Here is a 15867-nt window from a genome sequence, read left to right as displayed (position 1 = left end):
AGGGTGATCGGCGAGGCATCATCTACGCATGAGCGTTGGTGCGACGGGGGCTGGAGAGGGCAACGCCGCACTGGCGGCCCTCATCGAGCAAGCCGGTTGCTCGAACGCGGCCCTGGCGCGCAAGGTCAACGAACTCGGCTCCCTGCAAGGCGAGGTGACGCGCTACGACAAGGCATCGGTCACCCGTTGGATTCAGGGCATGACTCCCAAAGGGAAGTCGCCGCAGTTCGTCGCCGAGGCCATCAGCGGATTCTTAGGTCGCCCCGTCTCACCGGTTGACCTCGGTTTCCCGCAGCAGGCCCGGGGGCCGGTGGCCGCCCGCGCTCTGACGTACCGTGAAGACGTGGGTGAAACGCTGCATACGCTTGCGGAGCTGGGCTCCACGGACATCTCCCGACGCAGTCTGCTCGGGACAGTCCCGTTCGTCGCGAGCGCTCTCGTGGACCCCCAGCGCCAATGGCTCCTGTGGCTCCTTGAAGACGAGCAGGCGCCCCATCTCGCCGCCGTCACAGAAGGCGGACCCGTTGATCAGGTCAAGGCCGTGATCGACATGTTCGACCTGATGGACAACCGCTTCGGCGGCCGAGAAGTCAGAGCGAGCATCGTCCACTACCTGAGCACCCAGCTCGCCCCCATGCTCCAGCAGCGGACGCTCCCCTCGAACCAGCGCCGGACCCTCCACATCTACGCCGCCAAGCTGGCCGCCACAGCAGGCTGGTGTTCGTACGACTCGGCCGACTACGGCCTCGCGGAGCGGTACGTGATCCAGGCGCTCCGGCTGTGTGCCGAAGGCGGGGACCGGGTGCTCGGCGGCCAGATCCTGGCGGGCATGTCCCACCTCGCGACCAGCCTCGGCAACCCTGCGGAAGGCGTCGCCCTGGCCCGCGCCGGTATCGCCACCGCCAGGTCGGCGGGCAGTCCACTGGGACTCATGCGCCTGCACACCATGGCCGCACGCGGACACGCCGTGCTCGGCGCCTCTCGGCAGGCGACGACCTCGCTCCTCGCGGCCGGCGGCGCACTGGACCGGAGCCGGGGACCTGCCGAGGAGTCCCCCTGGGTCCGCTTCCTCGACCACCACTATCTGGAGGCCGAGGCCGCCCTGGTCCATCGTGACCTTGAGGAGGCGGCCGAAGCCGAACGCCTCGCGACGGCTTCCGTCGAGGCCAACAGCGACAGACGCAGGCGCCAGGCGATCAGCCGCTCGGTACTGGCCACCGCGCTTCTCCAGCAGAATCGCCTGGACGAGGCGGTCGGCACGGCCGGCAGCGCCCTGGAACTGCTCGGAGGAGTGCACAGCGAGCGAAGCGTGCAGGCCCTGCGGGACTTCCGCGCGCGCCTTCTCCCGCGCCGGAGCGAGGCGGTCGTGCGTGACTTCGAGCGGAAGGCCCGTCCCGTACTCGGTGCGTCGGCCGCCTGAAAGGTCCGTCAGTATCCGTCTGGCGTAGGGGCGTTCTGGCCTCTGTCCACCGGGATGTTCGCTCCTGTCACGGCGCGGGACTGCTCGGAGAGCAGGAAGGCGATCACGTCGGCGACCTCCTCCGGAAGCACCAGCTCCCGCCCCGGAAACTCCTCGGTGAACTTCTGGAAGGCGGCAAAGTCTTCCTGTCGCATCCGGTCCCACCGCTTTCCCGGGATCAGCATGGACCCCGGGCTGACCGCGTTCACGCGGACCCCACGGGGGCCCAGTTCGCGGGCCAGCGAGGACACCATGTGAAGCTGTGCCGCCTTGGCTGCTCCGTACTGCGCCTGCGGGCCGGGTTTCCAGCCTGAGATCGACGAGACCACGACGACCGAACCGCCACCGGCGGCCTCCAGGTACGGGGTGGCGGAGGCCGTGAGCCGAGCGAAGTGGCCTGCGTTCAACGCCCAAGTCGCCGCCCAGTCCTGAGCTGTGGCTTCGGTGATGCCACGGCCCCGGGCGCCGCCCGCGCAGGCGACGACGCCGTCAAGGCCGCCGAACGCTTCAGCGGCCGAGTCCACGAACTGCTCAAGCAGCTCCGGCTCGGCGACATCCAGCGGCCGGGTGAACACCTCGTCATGCGCGTCGAGCGAACGCCGCAACTCGTCCAGCGACTCCTCCCCACGCGCGCAGGCCGCGACACGGGCTCCCTCCGCGAGCAGCAGGCGGACGACCTCTTTCCCCAGCCCTCTGGAGCCGCCCGTGACCACGATGCGGCGCCCCGAGAACCTCCCGGCATGCCGACTCGACTGCGTCCCACGCCCTGCGTCCACCATCCGCGCAACCTCCAACCAACCGTGCCAACCCGCGTGCTCGGACCCATCCTCCGTGCATCCTTCTCATCCCGCCGCCGTGGCGGTTCGCTTGGGACTCACCCGGCCTCGGGGACAGCCGTACAGCCGACGCTCAATCGGCGTCAGCTCTTCGGACCGGAGACGGCCCAACCCCGATCCCCGTCTGCCCCCGATCGTCGAGACCGGGGTTCCGGCGGCCCCACACGAATCGAGCGAGAGCCGGCGACCGCACCCCACCCGGGAGGCCCACCGTGTCCCAGGCACCACCCCCGCGCGACAGACTCATGCTGGTCGGCACCCGCAACGCCGTGGGGCTTGCCAGGCTCCACACTGCCGATGTTCTGTCCCGCTGGGGCGTACACCCGGACAGCATCGAGACCGTGAAGCTCCTCGTCTCGGAGCTGACGACCAACGCCGTCCGATGTCTGAACATGGGGCAGGAGGAGAGCCCCCCGTACTCGGAGCACAACACCACGCAGACCTTCGAACTGGCGCTGGAGATCACCAACGGTGCCATCAGGGCGTCGGTCTGGGACCGGGATTCCCGGCCGCCGATCCTGAAACAGGTCGGCGTCGACGCTACCGGCGGACGGGGGCTCTTCATCGTCGCCGCCATGAGTCGTCGGTGGGGCAGTTACCCCGTCTGCGGACTGCCCGGCAAGGTCGTATGGGCGGAAGTGCCGCTTGTTCTCGTCACGCACGGCCGCGCGGACATCAGCTCGGACTCCCCGCGTCTTCTTCAGCCGGCGCGAGCAGTTCGCCCTACCCGTGACGCCCAGGTCCGACCGGACCTCTGAGGGCGTTGCCCTTCGCGGCACGGACGAAGCAACGCCGGGATCACCTCCCCATTTCCGGATCAACTCCCTTGAGAAAGGGATGCCATGAGCACGAAGCAGCATGCCCAAAACCGCGCAGCGGAGCGCCCGGCGGCCCGCAGCAGCAGTACTCGGGCAACCGTTCAACTACGGGACCTCGTGCCGTTCGTCGTGCGGTGGAGTGGGGAGCGGGATGCGCTGATGCCGATGGTGGTGCGGAAGGGCGGGCGGGGGATCGGATACGCCGACGAGCGGTCGTTCGACCGGGACGGGGAGGGAGTGTTGTGGACGCGGGTGCCGTCGCAGCCGGGGAAGGGGACCCCTGAGTTCGGGAAGGTGCACACGCTGCGGCAGCGGCTGTGCATGGCCGAACTGCGCTGCCAGATCTGCGGCGGGCCCGCCGACCGTAGCCCCAGCGGGGTTCTGTGGCTCATCGACGCAGACCCCAGTGAACTGCGGCCGGGGGATGAGCGGACCGCTCACCCGCCGGTGTGCCGGCCGTGCGCGATCCGCTCCACCACGGCCTGCCCCCACCTGCGGCCGGCGTTCACCGCCCTGCGGGTACGGGCGTTCCTCCCGTACGGCGTCACCGGCGCGCTCTACGCCCCCGCCCGGCCCATGCCCGTCACCGTGAACGCCGGACAGTTCCGCCTCGGCGACCCGCACCTGCCCTGGGTCCGCGCCACCCAACTCCTGCTGACCCTGACCGACTTCACCGTCATCGACCCCGACGACCCGGCCGCGTAACGCGGACCGGACCGGCCTACGACAAGGAGACACCACTATGACCAGCACCGCCACCGCGACCGTCACCCGCCCCGGCGTGCCCCCGGCCCCCGGCCGCGAGGACCCGACCTGGACCCTGACCACCACCGGTGGCCACACCCTCACCGGGCACCTCCCGGCCTGGGCGGACGAGGACCCCAGCGAGAGCGGCATCCCGCTGGAACTCCTCGGCACCCGCCTCGCCGACATCAGCCACCGCACCACCTTCCCCGGCCAGCCCGCCAAGGTCGTCCTCGGCTCCGCCCCCGCCCAGGACGCCGAGATCCTGTGGGCCAGCATCGACTGCCACCCCTACGCCGCGGTTCGGTGCGTACTTCGGCATCCGGGTGAACTTCCTACTCGGGTGTCGCATCCACCGATGGGAACCGCCCCGGATCCAGGGGACGGGTGCGCCATTCCGTCATGGCCTCCAGGACCTTGTCGGTGATCGTGGAGACGGTCTCCTTCGTCGTCGTCATCCCGTACACCTCGGCCAGGTGCGCGACGATCTCGCCCGAAGTCAGGCCCTTCGCGGTCAAGGACAGCACCAGCTCGTCCAGTGCACCGGTGCGGCGGGCGTGCCTGGGCAGCAGCCTGGGGCTGAAGGTGCCCAGCCGGTCCCGGGGCACCTGCACCGTCACCGTGCCGACCTCGGTCATCACCTTCTTCGGCCGGTAGCCGTTGCGCATGTTGCCGCCGGACCGGGACCCGCGCCCGCCCACCCGGCCCGCCTCGGCGGCCAGGTGCTGGTCCATCTCGGCTTCCAACGCGGCCTGCATCAGGTGCTGGGCCAGCTCGGGCAGGATCCCGCCCTCGCCCATCAGCCGCAGCCCGCCACCGGCGGCCTTCTCGGCCGCCAGTGCGGACAGCTCCTCGAGCAACTCGGCCGACAGGCCGTTCGGCGACACCGGCATCGACTTCACGTCGGCACCCTCGACGCCCTTATAGATCCGGGCAAGCGACACGCCGCCCACCATCTCGATCAGGTGATCCGTCGTCGTACTCATCAGGTGACTCCTTCGGGGGAGGAACACACCTAATTCATGACACTCCCCGACCTGGGCTACGGCAACGGCTTCGTCTTGGAGCACCTGCGCCCGCACCTGTCCGACGGCAGCATCACCGGCCTGGACATCGCGCCGGCCGTCCTGTCCGCAGCCCAGCAGCGCCTGCACGGCACCGCCACACCCTGCCGGTGGATTGAGGGCAGCGCGGACGACCTGTCCATGCTCGGCGACGCGGCATTCGACCGCGTCATGGCCAACTACATGATCCACTACGTGCCGGACCTGAACCGGTGCTTCGCCGAGGTCCGCCGGGTACTCCGCCCCGGCGGGATCTTCCAGCTCACCACCGACCGCACCGACAGCATGCTGGAGATGTACGAGGTCCACTTCGCCGCGCTGATGCAGATGGGTGCCCCCAAGGACCTGTTCAGGGCCACCCCGAAGGGCCGACTGTCGCTGGCCAACGGCGCCCCCACTCTCCAGACGCACTTCGCGCAGGTGCGCACCGCCGCCTGGCAGGACCAGCTGCGGTTCACCGACCCGGGCCCGTTCATGCGGTTCTACGAGGTCGGCCACAACCACTGCTGCGCCTCCTCCGAGCCCGACGACCGCTTGGACGAGGACTTCTTCCGCGAGCTGCGGGACCGCGTCCGCGCCCAGGTCCAGCAGGCGATCGACGCGACCGGGTACTTCGCGGTGACGAAGTACACCGGCTCGTTCCTGTGCAGCTGACCTGAGGACCAGCGCGGGCACCGCCGCAGGCGTTGGTAGCGTCGTGCCGTGCCGTGCCGGCCGGTGCGGCCTGCCGCTGCACCGAGAGGGACCTGATGGCCAGGACGATCCGCAGGGCAGTGATCCCCGCTGCCGGACTGGGCTCGCGGCTGCTGCCGCTGACCAAGGCGACCCCCAAGGAGATGCTGCCGGTCGGTGACAAACCGGTCATCGAGCACACCGTGCGCGAGCTGGTCGCCTCCGGCATCACGGACATCACCATCGTCGTCTCGGGCGGCAAGAGCCTGATCCAGGACCATTTCCGTCCGAACCCGGCACTGGTGGAGCACCTGCGCGCCGACGGCAAGCAGGCGTACGCGGACGCGGTGGACGAGGTCGCCGAGCTGGCCCGGCACGGGCACATCACCTACCTCGACCAGCATGGCCCGTACGGCAACGGCACCCCGGTCCTGAACGCTGCCCGCAACGCCGGCGACGAGCCGATGCTGGTGCTGTGGCCCGACGATGTGTTCGTCGCCGAGGTCCCCCGCGCCCAGCAGCTCATCAAGGCGTACGAGGCGACCAGTTGCCCGGTGCTCGCGCTGCTGCCGATGAACCCGGCCGACTCCCACCGGTACGGGGTGCCGGTGGTCAAGGAGGACCTGGACGACGGCCTGCTGCGGATCACCGGCCTGGTCGAGAAGCCGAAGCCCGAGGACGCGCCCAGTGCGTTCGCCGCGATCGGCGGCTACGTGATCACGCCGGGCATCATCGACGAGCTGCGCGAGCAGACCCGCCGCTGGTACGAGCACCGCACCGGCGAAGTCTACCTCACCGACGCCATCAACGCCTACGCGGGCAGCCGCGCCGTGTATGGCCAGGTCATCCAAGGCCGCTGGTACGACACCGGCAACCCCGCGGACTACCTGGTCGCCCAGTTCGCCCACGCACTGACCCATCCCGAATACGGGCCGATCCTGCGCCGCCTGGCCCGTGACCTCGACGCCCAAGCACCACCCGCCAGCTGATCCGCCGCTCCCTCGGGCCGCCCGGCCCCGGCGAGTCGGCCGACCCCAGGGAGCACCCCGTGGCACCACGCGAGCGCGTCTTCGAACCGGCCATCGACCAGCACGACACCTGGATGGTGGTCAACCCCGTCCAGGGCTGCCCGAAGGGCTGCCGCTACTGCTACCTGCGCGATCTGGGCCAGACCCGGGCCAAGCCCCGCATCCTGGCCAGCCCGCAGGAAACCCTCGACCAGCTCCTGGCCCACCCCTATTACCACCCCGCGCTCGTCCTCGCCCTCTACACCTGCACCGACGCCCTGGCCACCCCCGCCACCCGCGCGCACCTGACCGCCCTCCTCGACGCCCTCGGCGCCTCCCCGGTCCGCAACCCCATCTGCCTGATCACCAAATGCGCGGTCCCCGACGACGTCGTCGCCTGCATCACCCGCAACCGCAGCGCCGGACTGCCGATCCTGGTCTACCTCAGCTACTCCGGCCTCGGCCCCGACATCGAACAGGGCATCGACCACGAGTCCCTGCGCGACAACTTCCCCCGCCTGCACGCCGCCGGCGTCCCAGTCATCCACTACTGGCGCCCCGCCCTGCCCCAGAACTCCACCCCCGACGTCATCGAGCACGTCATGGACTGGGCCGCGCGCTACACAGCCTGCACCGTCGCCGTCGGCACCAAGATCAAGCCCACCGCCCTCGACCAGATCACCGCCCTGTGGCCGCAACTGGGCAACCCGCACCTGGACCCTCGCGCCGCCGACAGCGTCTGGCCCCGCACCACATGGGACTGGCTCCGGAACATCCCCGACCGCTACGCCCACCACCCGTTCTTCGAAACCAACAGCTGCGCCCTGGCCTACGTCCTCGGGCAGACCGACCGCGCCCAGATCCTGGACACCCCGACCTGCCTGTCCGCCAAGCGCTGCCCCGCAGCCCAGCGCGACCGCTGCCACCAGGCCCTCCCTCTACAGCAGCCGGTGACCGGCGCCGACGTCGACCGCCACCTTCAGCGGATCGGACACCCCGGCCACCCGTACACCCTCATCCCCGGCAGCCGCACCGTGATCCTCACCGAGCCGCTGGAACTGCGGGACCGCCACAACCTCGCCCAGGTCCTCTCCGTCGCCGTCCGCTCTCCCCAGGACCCCGGCGAGCGCTACTGGCAAGGCCGTCTCGCCGGCGGGCAGCCCCTCATCGTGGACCCCCTCCCCTGAGCGGGCCTTCCACACCGACCCGACTCCAAGGGGACCGCCATGCCTTCCTCCACCCTCACCCTCGACTCCGCCATCCTGTTCTACCCGCGCGGCGGCAGCGCCCAAGTCGTGCGCTACCTCCTGCGCGAACTCGACGCCCGTGGCTGGACCACCCGCCTACACGCCGGCTCCCTCGGCAACCCCGGCGAACCCTCGCACGGCCCCACCTTCTACCAGGGCCTCGACCTGCACCCGTACGACTACAACGGCGCCCACGCCGCCTTCACCCACGGCGACAACCCCCAGCAGGCCACCCTGCCCTTCCACCCCTCCTACGAGGACCGCGGCCACTGCCCCGACCCGCTGTTCAGCACCGTCCCGCCCACCGACGCCGACCATCTCACCCGCGCCTGGACCCGCCACCTGACCGCCCACCGAACCGCGCACCCCGACGTGCTCCATCTGCACCACCTCAGCCACCTGCAGACCAGCGCCCACGCCGTCTACCCCGGCGTCCCCCGCGTCACCACCCTGCACGGCACCGAACTCAAGCTCCTCGACGGCATGCTCGACCGGGTCCGTCTCGCGAAGCGCTGCGCCACCTCCCTCACAGAACTCGGCCACCGGCTCCACACCGACAACCCCGACCGCCGAACCGAGGCAGCCCGCATTGCCCACAGTGCCGACCTCAGCCCCGACGACACCCGACTGCTCACCGAGACCAGCTGGCACAAGTGGACCCACGCCCCCTACTGGACCGCCCGGCTACGCCAAGCCGCCGCCCAGGCCGGCCGCCTCGCCGTCGTCTCCGACCACGACCAGCGCCTCGCCCAGCGTCTGCTGCGCCTGGACACCGCACCCACCGTCATCGCCAACGGCGTCGACACCGAACGCTTCCGCCCAGCGCGGCCTGACCCCGACCAGCGCCTGGAACACCTGCGGCATTGGCTCGTCACCGACCCCCGGGGGTGGGCACCCGGCCGCCCTCCAGGCAGCATCCGCTACACACCCGCCGACCTGAAGCGCCTCCTCGACGCCCGCGGACACCTGCGCCCGATCCTGCTGTGGGTCGGCCGCTTCCTCGACTTCAAACGGGTCCCCGTCCTCCTGCGCGCCTTCGCCGCCACCCGCGCCCGCCTCGCCCCCGCCCCGGTCCTGCTGATGTGGGGCGGCTACCCCGGCGAGTACGAAGGACCCCATCCCGCCGACCTCGCCGAGGAGCTGGGCATCACCGACAGCGTCTTCTTCACCGGCTGGCGCGGCCACGAAGAGCTCCCCACCGGCCTGAACTGCGCCGACCTCATGGTCGCCCCCGCCGTCGACGAGCCCTTCGGCATGGTCTACCTCGAAGCCATGGCCTGCGGCACCCCGCCCATCGCCACCGCCACCGGCGGCCCCGCCCGCACCGTCATCCGGGCCGGTCCCAAAGCCACCGGCTGGCTCGTCGCCCCCGACAACACCCGCGACCTCGCCGACACCCTGGCCACCGCCCTCCTCGACGCCGAAGAGCGAAAACGCCGCAGCACCAACGGCCGCGCCCATATCCAGGCCACCTACAGCTGGGCCCGAACCGCCGAGCACTACCTCGCCGCCTACGACGACGCCCGAACCAGCTGACCCGACGTCGGACCATCCCGGTCACTCCCAAGGAGAAATCCCATGCCTGCCCGCATCGAAGGTCTCCTGCTCGACATGAACGGCGTCATCCGCCACTGGAGGAACACCGGAGCCCGCACCAGCGAACAGCTCGCCGGCCTGCCCGACGGCACCATCGCCCGGTACGCCTACGACCACCCCGCCTACCGGCTCGCCCGCGTCGGCGTTCTCACCGACCAGCAGTGGGCCGACGACGTCACCGACCGCCTGGCCGCCGACTTCGGCCCCGACGTGCGCACCACCCTCCACCACTGGCGCGACGACCGCGGCGAACCCGACCCCGGCATGACCACGCTCCTCGCCCACATCCGCCGCCACATCCCCGTCGGCGTCCTGTCCAACTGCACCGACGCCCTGCCCGACGACTTGGCCCTCCACCGCATCGAGTTCGACCACGTCTTCTCCTCCGCCAGCCTCGGCGTCGACAAACCGTCCCCGCTCGCCTTCCGCCTGGCCGCCGAACACATGGGCATCCCACCCCACGCCCTGGCGTACTTCGACGACGAACCGACATTCGTCCGAGCCGCAGAGGCCGTCGGACTCCAAGCACACCTCTTCACAGGGGCCGACGCCTGCACCAGCCGCCTCCGCAAGCTGGGCCTACCCCTGACCGGCCACGACGAGCCACCAGCACCGACTGCTGCTCGCTGAGTCGGCGGTGGGATGCCCCGCAGAACGGCCTGTCACAGCTGCGCCCGTCGATCAAGGATCGGACAGCACGTCGGCCTCAAGTCGGCGCTACGAAAGGGGCAAGCTCTCCCTGGAGGACAGCCCGAAGAACACCAGCTCGCCGCCCTGGAGGCCGACGACATGGCCGCTGCGGCCTGATGTGTGCTGAAGGTGTGCTGCAACGTCAGAGGCCCCTCCGCCGTCTCGACAGAAGGGCCTCTGACCTGTGTTTTCACCTGTGCCCCAGGCAGGATTCGAACCTGCGACACCCGCTTTAGGAGAGCGGTGCTCTATCCCCTGAGCTACTGAGGCGGGGCTTGGGGTTCGGCGCGGTGGCTGGTTCGCCCTGGGGGGCGGACGCAGCGCCCGCGTCGGGCGCCCGGGGGACAGACTACCGGATCGCCGTCGGCGCGGGGGCGAGCCGGCGGTGTGGCCGGGAGGGTCTGGCGGGGGTGGGGGAGTGGCCACGGATGGGGTGTATCCGGGTGCGATCACGGCGGGGGCGGGATCTGATGTGAGGCGGGGGTTGGTTGCCGAGGCCCTTGGGGGCGGGGGCAGTTGCCTGTGGAGGTGTGATGCGGTCCCGATTCCTCGTTGTGGTGCTGTCCCTGGCCGTCGCGGTCGGGGTGAGCGGCTGCGGTGCCGAAAGTCCGGTGGTGCCGGTGGCCGCGAAGCCGATGGCGGGAGCGGCCCCGGTCGTGCGGGAGGGAGAGCCGCTGAAGGACCCGGCGGAGCTGGTGAGCCGCAACGGTGTGCTGCGGGCGCGGATCGTGGTGGAGCGGCGGAAGGTGGATGTGGCGGGCCGGATGCTGTGGGCCCTCACGTACAACGGCCGCTATATGCCGCCGACACTGCGGATCCGGCCCGGCGACAGGCTTGAGCTGGCGATGGAGAACCGCCTGGGCAAGTACACCAATCTGCATGTGCACGGGCTCAATGTCTCGCCCAGCGGCCACGCCGACAACATCTTCGTGCACATCCGCCCGGGCCAGACGTTCCACTACTCGTACGGGTACCTGAAGTCCCTCAGGCCCGGCACCTACTGGTACCACTCGCACGCGGACCCGATGTCCGCGCCGCAGGTCGCCGGAGGGCTGTCGGGGATCATCGTGGTCGAGGGGCTGAAGCGGTACCTGCCGCCGGCGCTGCGCGGCATCACGGAGCATGTGATCGCGCTCAAGGACTTCCAGGTCCAGGGCGACTCGGTGAAGACCAGTCCCCTGCACATCGGCGCACCCACCAACCGGACGGTCAACGGCCAGCTGAACCCGACCATCCGCATCCGGCCCGGCGAGACGCAGCTGTGGCGGCTGGCCAACATCAGCGCGAACATCTACTACAAGGTCCAGTTGGCGGGGCAGCAGTTCCAGGTGATCGCGCAGGACGGCTACCCCGTCGACCGGGTCTACGCGGCGGACACCCTGCTCATCGCCGCCGGTGCCCGGTTCGACGTGCTGGTACGCGGCGGTGCGCCGGGCCGGACGCTGCTGCGGACGCTGGCGTACAACACCGGTCCGGCCGGCGACGCGTTCCCGCAGGCGACGCTGGCCACCCTGGTCTCGGCCGGGGCGCCGATGCACCCGGCCGCGCTGCCCTCCGCCTTCGCGCCGAGGGTGGATCTCAGCCGTGCCACACCGGCCGCCCGGCGCACCCTGGTCTTCTCCGAGAACCAGGCGGGGACCGAGTTCTACATCAACGGCCGGCAGTACGACCCGAACCGGGTGGATGTGCGGTCCAGGCTGAACACCGTGGAGGAGTGGACCGTTCGCAACGACAGCGACGAGGAGCACTCCTTCCATGTGCACGTGGACCACTTCCAGGTGTTGAGCGTCAACGGCCGTCCCGTCCACGGCCATGGCCTGGTGGACACCACGAATGTTCCGGCCAGGGGGAGCCTCGTGCTCCGGATCCGCTTCTCCGACTACACCGGCCGCACGGTCCTGCACTGCCACATCCTCAACCACGAGGACGCGGGCATGATGGCCGTCCTGGAGATCGTGAAGTGAGCGGTCAGGGGCCGGGCGTGGGTGAGGTCGGGGATGTGAGGGTGTTCTCGCTGGTGCGGCCGGCGAGGTGGTCGGCGACGTTGCGGGCGGTGGTGTCGGCGATCTGACGGGCCGCGTCCTCGGTGAAGTACGCCTGGTGGGAGGTGATGAGGACATTGCGGAAGGTCATCAGCCGGGCGAGGGTGTCGTCGGTCATGACGTCCAGCGAGTGGTCGAAGAAGAAGAGTCCGGCTTCCTCCTCGTAGACGTCGAGGCCGACGCCGTCCAGCCGCCCGGCGCGCAGGGTCTCGACCAGGGCGGCGGTGTCGATGAGGCCGCCCCTGCTCGTGTTGAGCAGGATGGCGTCGTCCCGCATCAGGCCGAGGGCGGTGGCGTCGACCAGGTGGTGGGTCTCGGGGAGCAGCGGGAGGTGCAGGCTGACCAGGTCGGATTCGGCGAAGAGGCGGTCGCGGTCGACGTACTCCATGCCGAGCGCGGCGCACTCGGGGTTGGGGGTGACGTCCCAGCCGAGCAGGCGCATGCCGAAGCCGGCCGCGATCCGGGTGAAGGCGGTGCCGATCTTGCCGGTGCCGAGGACGCCTGCGGTGCGGCCGTGGAAGTCGCGGCCGAGCAGACCGGTCAGCCGGAAGTCGAACTCGCGCGTGCGGCCGACCGCGCGGGGGACCCTGCGGTTGACGGCGAGGGCCAGGGCCCAGGCGAACTCGGCGACGGCGTACGGGGAGTACCAGGAGACGCGGGCGACGGTGAGGCCGAGGCGGCGGGCCTCGTCCAGGTCGATGTTGTTGTAGCCGGTGGACCGCTGGGCGATCATGCGGGTGCCGCCGGCGGCTAGGACGCGGAGCACGTCGGCGTCCAGCACGTCGTTGACGCTGGAGCTGACGATCTCGTGGCCGGCGGCGGTGGGTGCGGTGTCCCGGTTGAGCAGCAGGTCCAGGCAGCGCAGTTGGTGCTGTCCTGCGAACGCCTTCTCCAGCAGGGGTTGTTCGTCGGCCAGTACGCCGTACGCCACGATCTCCGTCATGGGGGGAACGGTGCCCAACGGGGTAGCCGGGAAACGCGGCCCGGCGCTGGGCTGGGGGGCGGTCGGGGGAGAGATGAGGGGGCGGGGTCGGGGGCGGGGTCGGGGAACGGTGTCCAGCGGGGTCGCCGGGAGACGCGGCCTGGCGCTGGGCTGGGGGCAGGGTCGGGGGGAGAGATCAGGAGGCGGGGTCGGGGGCGGGGCCGGGGGCGGGGTCGGGGTCGGGGAACGGTGCCCAACGGGGTAGCCGGGAAACGCGGCCCGGCACCGGGCAGGGGCGCGGTCGGGGCAGGAGGCGGGGGCGGGGCGGGGTCAGTGGGCGGTGGGGGCGGTGAAGGAGCGTTCCTCGCCGGGGTGGACGAGGGCGGGTCGGCCGCCGAGTTCCACTCGGATGGGCTGTTCGGCGGAGGCGGGGACGCTGATCCGCAGGGTGCCCGGGTCCACCCTGACCCGTACGCCCCAGTGACCCCGGTAGCGGAGGCGGAAGCCGAACCGGGAGAGCGGCGGCAGTGGCACCGGGTCCAGCCAGAGGGCGTCTTCGCGGGTCTCCAGGCCGGTGAGTCCGCGCTGTACCAGGTCCAGCGTGCCGGCCATGGCGCCCAGGTGGATGCCCTCGGCGGTGGTGCCGCCCTGGATGTCGGCGACATCGCCGACCAGGGCCTCCTGGCAGTAGCGCCAGGCGTCGGTGCGGCGTGCCCGGGCTAGTACCCAGCCGTGGACCAGCCCGCTGAGCGTGGAGCCGTGGCTGGTGCGCCGGAGGTAGTGGTCGACGGTGCGGTTCCAGGTGTCGTCGTCCAGTTCGTGGCCGAGCCGCCGGAAGAGGCCGGCGAGTTCGGCCGGGGAGAAGAGGTAGCCGAGCATCAGCGCATCGGCCTGCTTGGACGCCTGGTAGCGGTTGACGGTGTCGTCCTCGGCCTCCAGGATCCGGTCGAGTCTGCGGATGTCGCCGTAGCGGGCGCGGTAGCCGTCCCAGTCGAGTTCCCGCAGTCGGCCGTAGCCGTCGAACTGGCTGACGACCCATGCACCGGCGGAGTCCCGGTGGAAGGGGATGGTGAGGCGGCGGGAGACGTCCTCCCACAGCAGCGGCTCGGCGGGGTCGAGCACGGTGCGGTCCATCAGTTCGTCGCGGCGGACGGGGGGCAGGGTGCGGAGCAGTTCCAGGGCGCGGCAGAGCACCCAGGCGGCGGTGACATTGGTGTACGCGTTGTCGTCCAGGCCGGGCCGGTCGGCGCCGGGGTACGCCTCGTGGTACTCGTCGGGGCCGACGACGCCGAGCAGGCGGTACCGCCCGGTGCCGGGGTCGAGGACGGCGGAGTCCGCCCAGAACCGGGCGATCTGCAACAGCATCTCCGCGCCGGCGGTGTGCAGGAAGTCGGTGTCGCCGGATGCCTGGCAGTACTGCCAGATGTCATAGGCGACGGCCGAGCCGACGTGGTGCTGGAGGTGGGAGTGGTCCGGGAGCCAGCGGCCGGAACGCGGGTTGAGGTGCAGTTGCTGGGTCTCCTCGCGGCCGTCGCTGCCGCTCTGCCACGGGTACATCGCACCTCGGCGGCCGGTCGCGCGGGCGGCCCGGCATGCCTGCGGCAGCCTGCGGTGGCGGTAGGTCAGCAGTGCCCGGGAGACGTCGGGGAAGTGCAGGTTGAGGTAGGGCAGGACGAACAGCTCGTCCCAGAAGACATGGCCGCGATATGCCTCGCCGTGCAGGCCCCGGGCGGGGACGCCGACGTCGAGGTCGGCGGTGTGCGGGGAGAGGGTCTGGAGGACGTGGAAGAGGTGGAGGCGGAGGATGCGGCCCGCTTCGCCGGGGACGTCCAGGTCGGCGCGGCGCCAGAGGTGGCGCCAGGCGGTGCGGTGGGTGGCGAGCAGTTCGGCGAAGTCGGGGGCCTCCCGGACCCGGTCGATGGCGGCCTGGAGCGGGTCGGCGACGGCCCGGTCGCGGGAGGTGAACAGCGCCACGGTCTTCTCCACGGCGGCGGGGCGGCCGGGGGCGACGGGCAGGGCCAGCAGGGAGGCGGCGCGGCGGTCGGTGAGCGCCGCGTCCGGGGGCTCCGGAGGCTGTGAGGCAGGTGCGGCACAGGTGCGGGCGGCGAGGGCGATATGCACGTCGGAGGTGGTGGTGCGGCAGTGCAGCCAGACGACGCCGGGCCGGTCGGCGCCGGTCTGTACCTGCGTCAGATGGTGGCCGTTCAGGTCCCGGTAGCGCTGCACGCCCGCGTTGGTGATCCGGCCGTCCAGCGCCGATTCGACCTCGACGGTGCCGCTCCAGCCGTCCGCGCTGAAGGTGGTGGAGAGTGCCGCCAGCCAGGGGTCGCCCATGTGGACCAGCATCCGGTGCTCCACCAGCAGCCCTCGGCCGTGGGCGTCGGTGTACCGCGTCCGGCGGGTGAGGGTGCCGGCCTCCAGGTCGATCACCATCCGGTGGTCGCGGAGTTCGGGGCCGTCGGGGGTGAGCCAGTCGCCGGGTGGGGCGTCCGGGCCGCGGATGCGGTAGCGCAGCGGCAGCCAGTTGGGGAGGTTGACCAGGTCCTCGTTCTCCACCTGTCGTCCGGCGACGGTGGAGACCAGGCGGTTGTAGAGGCCGGCGGCATACGTGCCGGGGTAGTGCACCGGGCCCGGGTCGGTCTCGGGGGCGGCGCCCCGGGTGGCGAAGCGGCCGTTGCCGAGGGTGCAGAGGGCTTCCCGCAGCCGCTCCTGCTCGGGGTCCCAGCCGTGGTACTCCCAGGTCGAGTGCGGCACCCCGGCTCTCCCTCCT

General features: G+C 71.0%; 14 protein-coding genes and 1 tRNA gene. 10 read left to right on the top strand and 5 right to left on the bottom strand.

Features of this window, described 5'->3' with window-relative positions; all coding sequences use genetic code 11:
- Positions 1-28 precede the first annotated feature (28 nt).
- Entirely contained in the window at positions 29-1420 is a 1392-nt protein-coding gene (locus tag C7M71_RS18260; protein WP_175607704.1) for a hypothetical protein, read from the top strand.
- Between the two features lie 8 nt (positions 1421-1428).
- Here the strand turns inward: C7M71_RS18260 and C7M71_RS18255 are convergent, their stop codons facing one another.
- Positions 1429-2172 carry an SDR family NAD(P)-dependent oxidoreductase gene (locus tag C7M71_RS18255; protein WP_229758791.1) on the bottom strand — a complete coding sequence of 248 codons (744 nt, stop codon included), beginning with the start codon at positions 2170-2172 and terminating at the stop codon, positions 1429-1431.
- A gap of 368 nt (positions 2173-2540) precedes the next feature.
- On the opposite strand from C7M71_RS18255, the gene C7M71_RS18250 reads away from it, so the two are divergent.
- From C7M71_RS18250 to C7M71_RS33245, 3 genes are all read left to right on the top strand, one after another.
- Positions 2541-3053 carry an ATP-binding protein gene (locus tag C7M71_RS18250; RefSeq protein ID WP_229758790.1) on the top strand — a complete coding sequence of 171 codons (513 nt, stop codon included), beginning with the start codon at positions 2541-2543 and terminating at the stop codon, positions 3051-3053.
- A 177-nt stretch (positions 3054-3230) separates the two neighbouring features.
- Positions 3231-3818 carry a hypothetical protein gene (locus C7M71_RS18245; protein ID WP_111490312.1) on the top strand — a complete coding sequence of 196 codons (588 nt, stop codon included), beginning with the start codon at positions 3231-3233 and terminating at the stop codon, positions 3816-3818.
- A 37-nt stretch (positions 3819-3855) separates the two neighbouring features.
- A complete protein-coding gene (locus C7M71_RS33245; protein ID WP_407675914.1) occupies positions 3856-4284 on the top strand; it encodes a DUF6907 domain-containing protein in 429 nt (142 codons plus the stop codon).
- Here C7M71_RS33245 and C7M71_RS18240 read toward each other — a convergent pair.
- Positions 4193-4750 (bottom strand): transposase, encoded by a 558-nt coding sequence (locus tag C7M71_RS18240; RefSeq protein WP_456107179.1) that lies wholly within the window; start codon positions 4748-4750, stop codon positions 4193-4195. The genes C7M71_RS33245 and C7M71_RS18240 overlap by 92 nt on opposite strands.
- 129 nt (positions 4751-4879) lie before the next feature.
- Here C7M71_RS18240 and C7M71_RS18235 point away from each other — a divergent pair, with 129 nt between their 5' ends.
- From C7M71_RS18235 to C7M71_RS18215, 5 genes are all read left to right on the top strand, one after another.
- Positions 4880-5575: a class I SAM-dependent methyltransferase gene (locus tag C7M71_RS18235; RefSeq protein WP_111490310.1), complete on the top strand. Its 696-nt coding sequence runs from the start codon at positions 4880-4882 to the stop codon at positions 5573-5575.
- A gap of 95 nt (positions 5576-5670) precedes the next feature.
- A complete protein-coding gene (locus tag C7M71_RS18230; protein WP_111490338.1) occupies positions 5671-6582 on the top strand; it encodes a UTP--glucose-1-phosphate uridylyltransferase in 912 nt (303 codons plus the stop codon).
- Between the two features lie 59 nt (positions 6583-6641).
- Positions 6642-7787 carry a radical SAM family protein gene (locus C7M71_RS32690; RefSeq protein ID WP_111490309.1) on the top strand — a complete coding sequence of 382 codons (1146 nt, stop codon included), beginning with the start codon at positions 6642-6644 and terminating at the stop codon, positions 7785-7787.
- Between the two features lie 39 nt (positions 7788-7826).
- The gene (locus C7M71_RS18220) at positions 7827-9383 is read left to right on the top strand and encodes a glycosyltransferase family 4 protein (protein ID WP_111490308.1); all 1557 of its coding nucleotides are present in this window, start codon (positions 7827-7829) and stop codon (positions 9381-9383) included.
- Between the two features lie 42 nt (positions 9384-9425).
- Positions 9426-10073: an HAD-IA family hydrolase gene (locus tag C7M71_RS18215; protein WP_111490307.1), complete on the top strand. Its 648-nt coding sequence runs from the start codon at positions 9426-9428 to the stop codon at positions 10071-10073.
- Positions 10074-10330: 257 nt separating this feature from the next.
- Here C7M71_RS18215 and C7M71_RS18210 read toward each other — a convergent pair.
- Positions 10331-10403, bottom strand: a tRNA-Arg gene (locus tag C7M71_RS18210).
- Between the two features lie 263 nt (positions 10404-10666).
- Between C7M71_RS18210 and C7M71_RS18205 the strand changes: the two genes are divergently transcribed.
- Entirely contained in the window at positions 10667-12097 is a 1431-nt protein-coding gene (locus C7M71_RS18205; RefSeq protein WP_111492098.1) for a multicopper oxidase family protein, read from the top strand.
- Positions 12098-12101: 4 nt separating this feature from the next.
- Here the strand turns inward: C7M71_RS18205 and C7M71_RS18200 are convergent, their stop codons facing one another.
- A complete protein-coding gene (locus C7M71_RS18200; protein ID WP_111492097.1) occupies positions 12102-13118 on the bottom strand; it encodes a 2-hydroxyacid dehydrogenase in 1017 nt (338 codons plus the stop codon).
- Positions 13119-13427: 309 nt separating this feature from the next.
- Positions 13428-15851 carry a glycoside hydrolase family 65 protein gene (locus tag C7M71_RS18195; RefSeq protein WP_111492096.1) on the bottom strand — a complete coding sequence of 808 codons (2424 nt, stop codon included), beginning with the start codon at positions 15849-15851 and terminating at the stop codon, positions 13428-13430.
- Between the last annotated feature and the right edge of the window lie 16 nt (positions 15852-15867).

It is taken from the genome of Peterkaempfera bronchialis (assembly GCF_003258605.2).
Taxonomy (GTDB): Bacteria; Actinomycetota; Actinomycetes; order Streptomycetales; family Streptomycetaceae; genus Peterkaempfera; species Peterkaempfera bronchialis.
The sequence above is the reverse complement of the archived record's forward strand: the minus strand, read 5'-3'. Positions and strand labels throughout refer to the sequence as shown.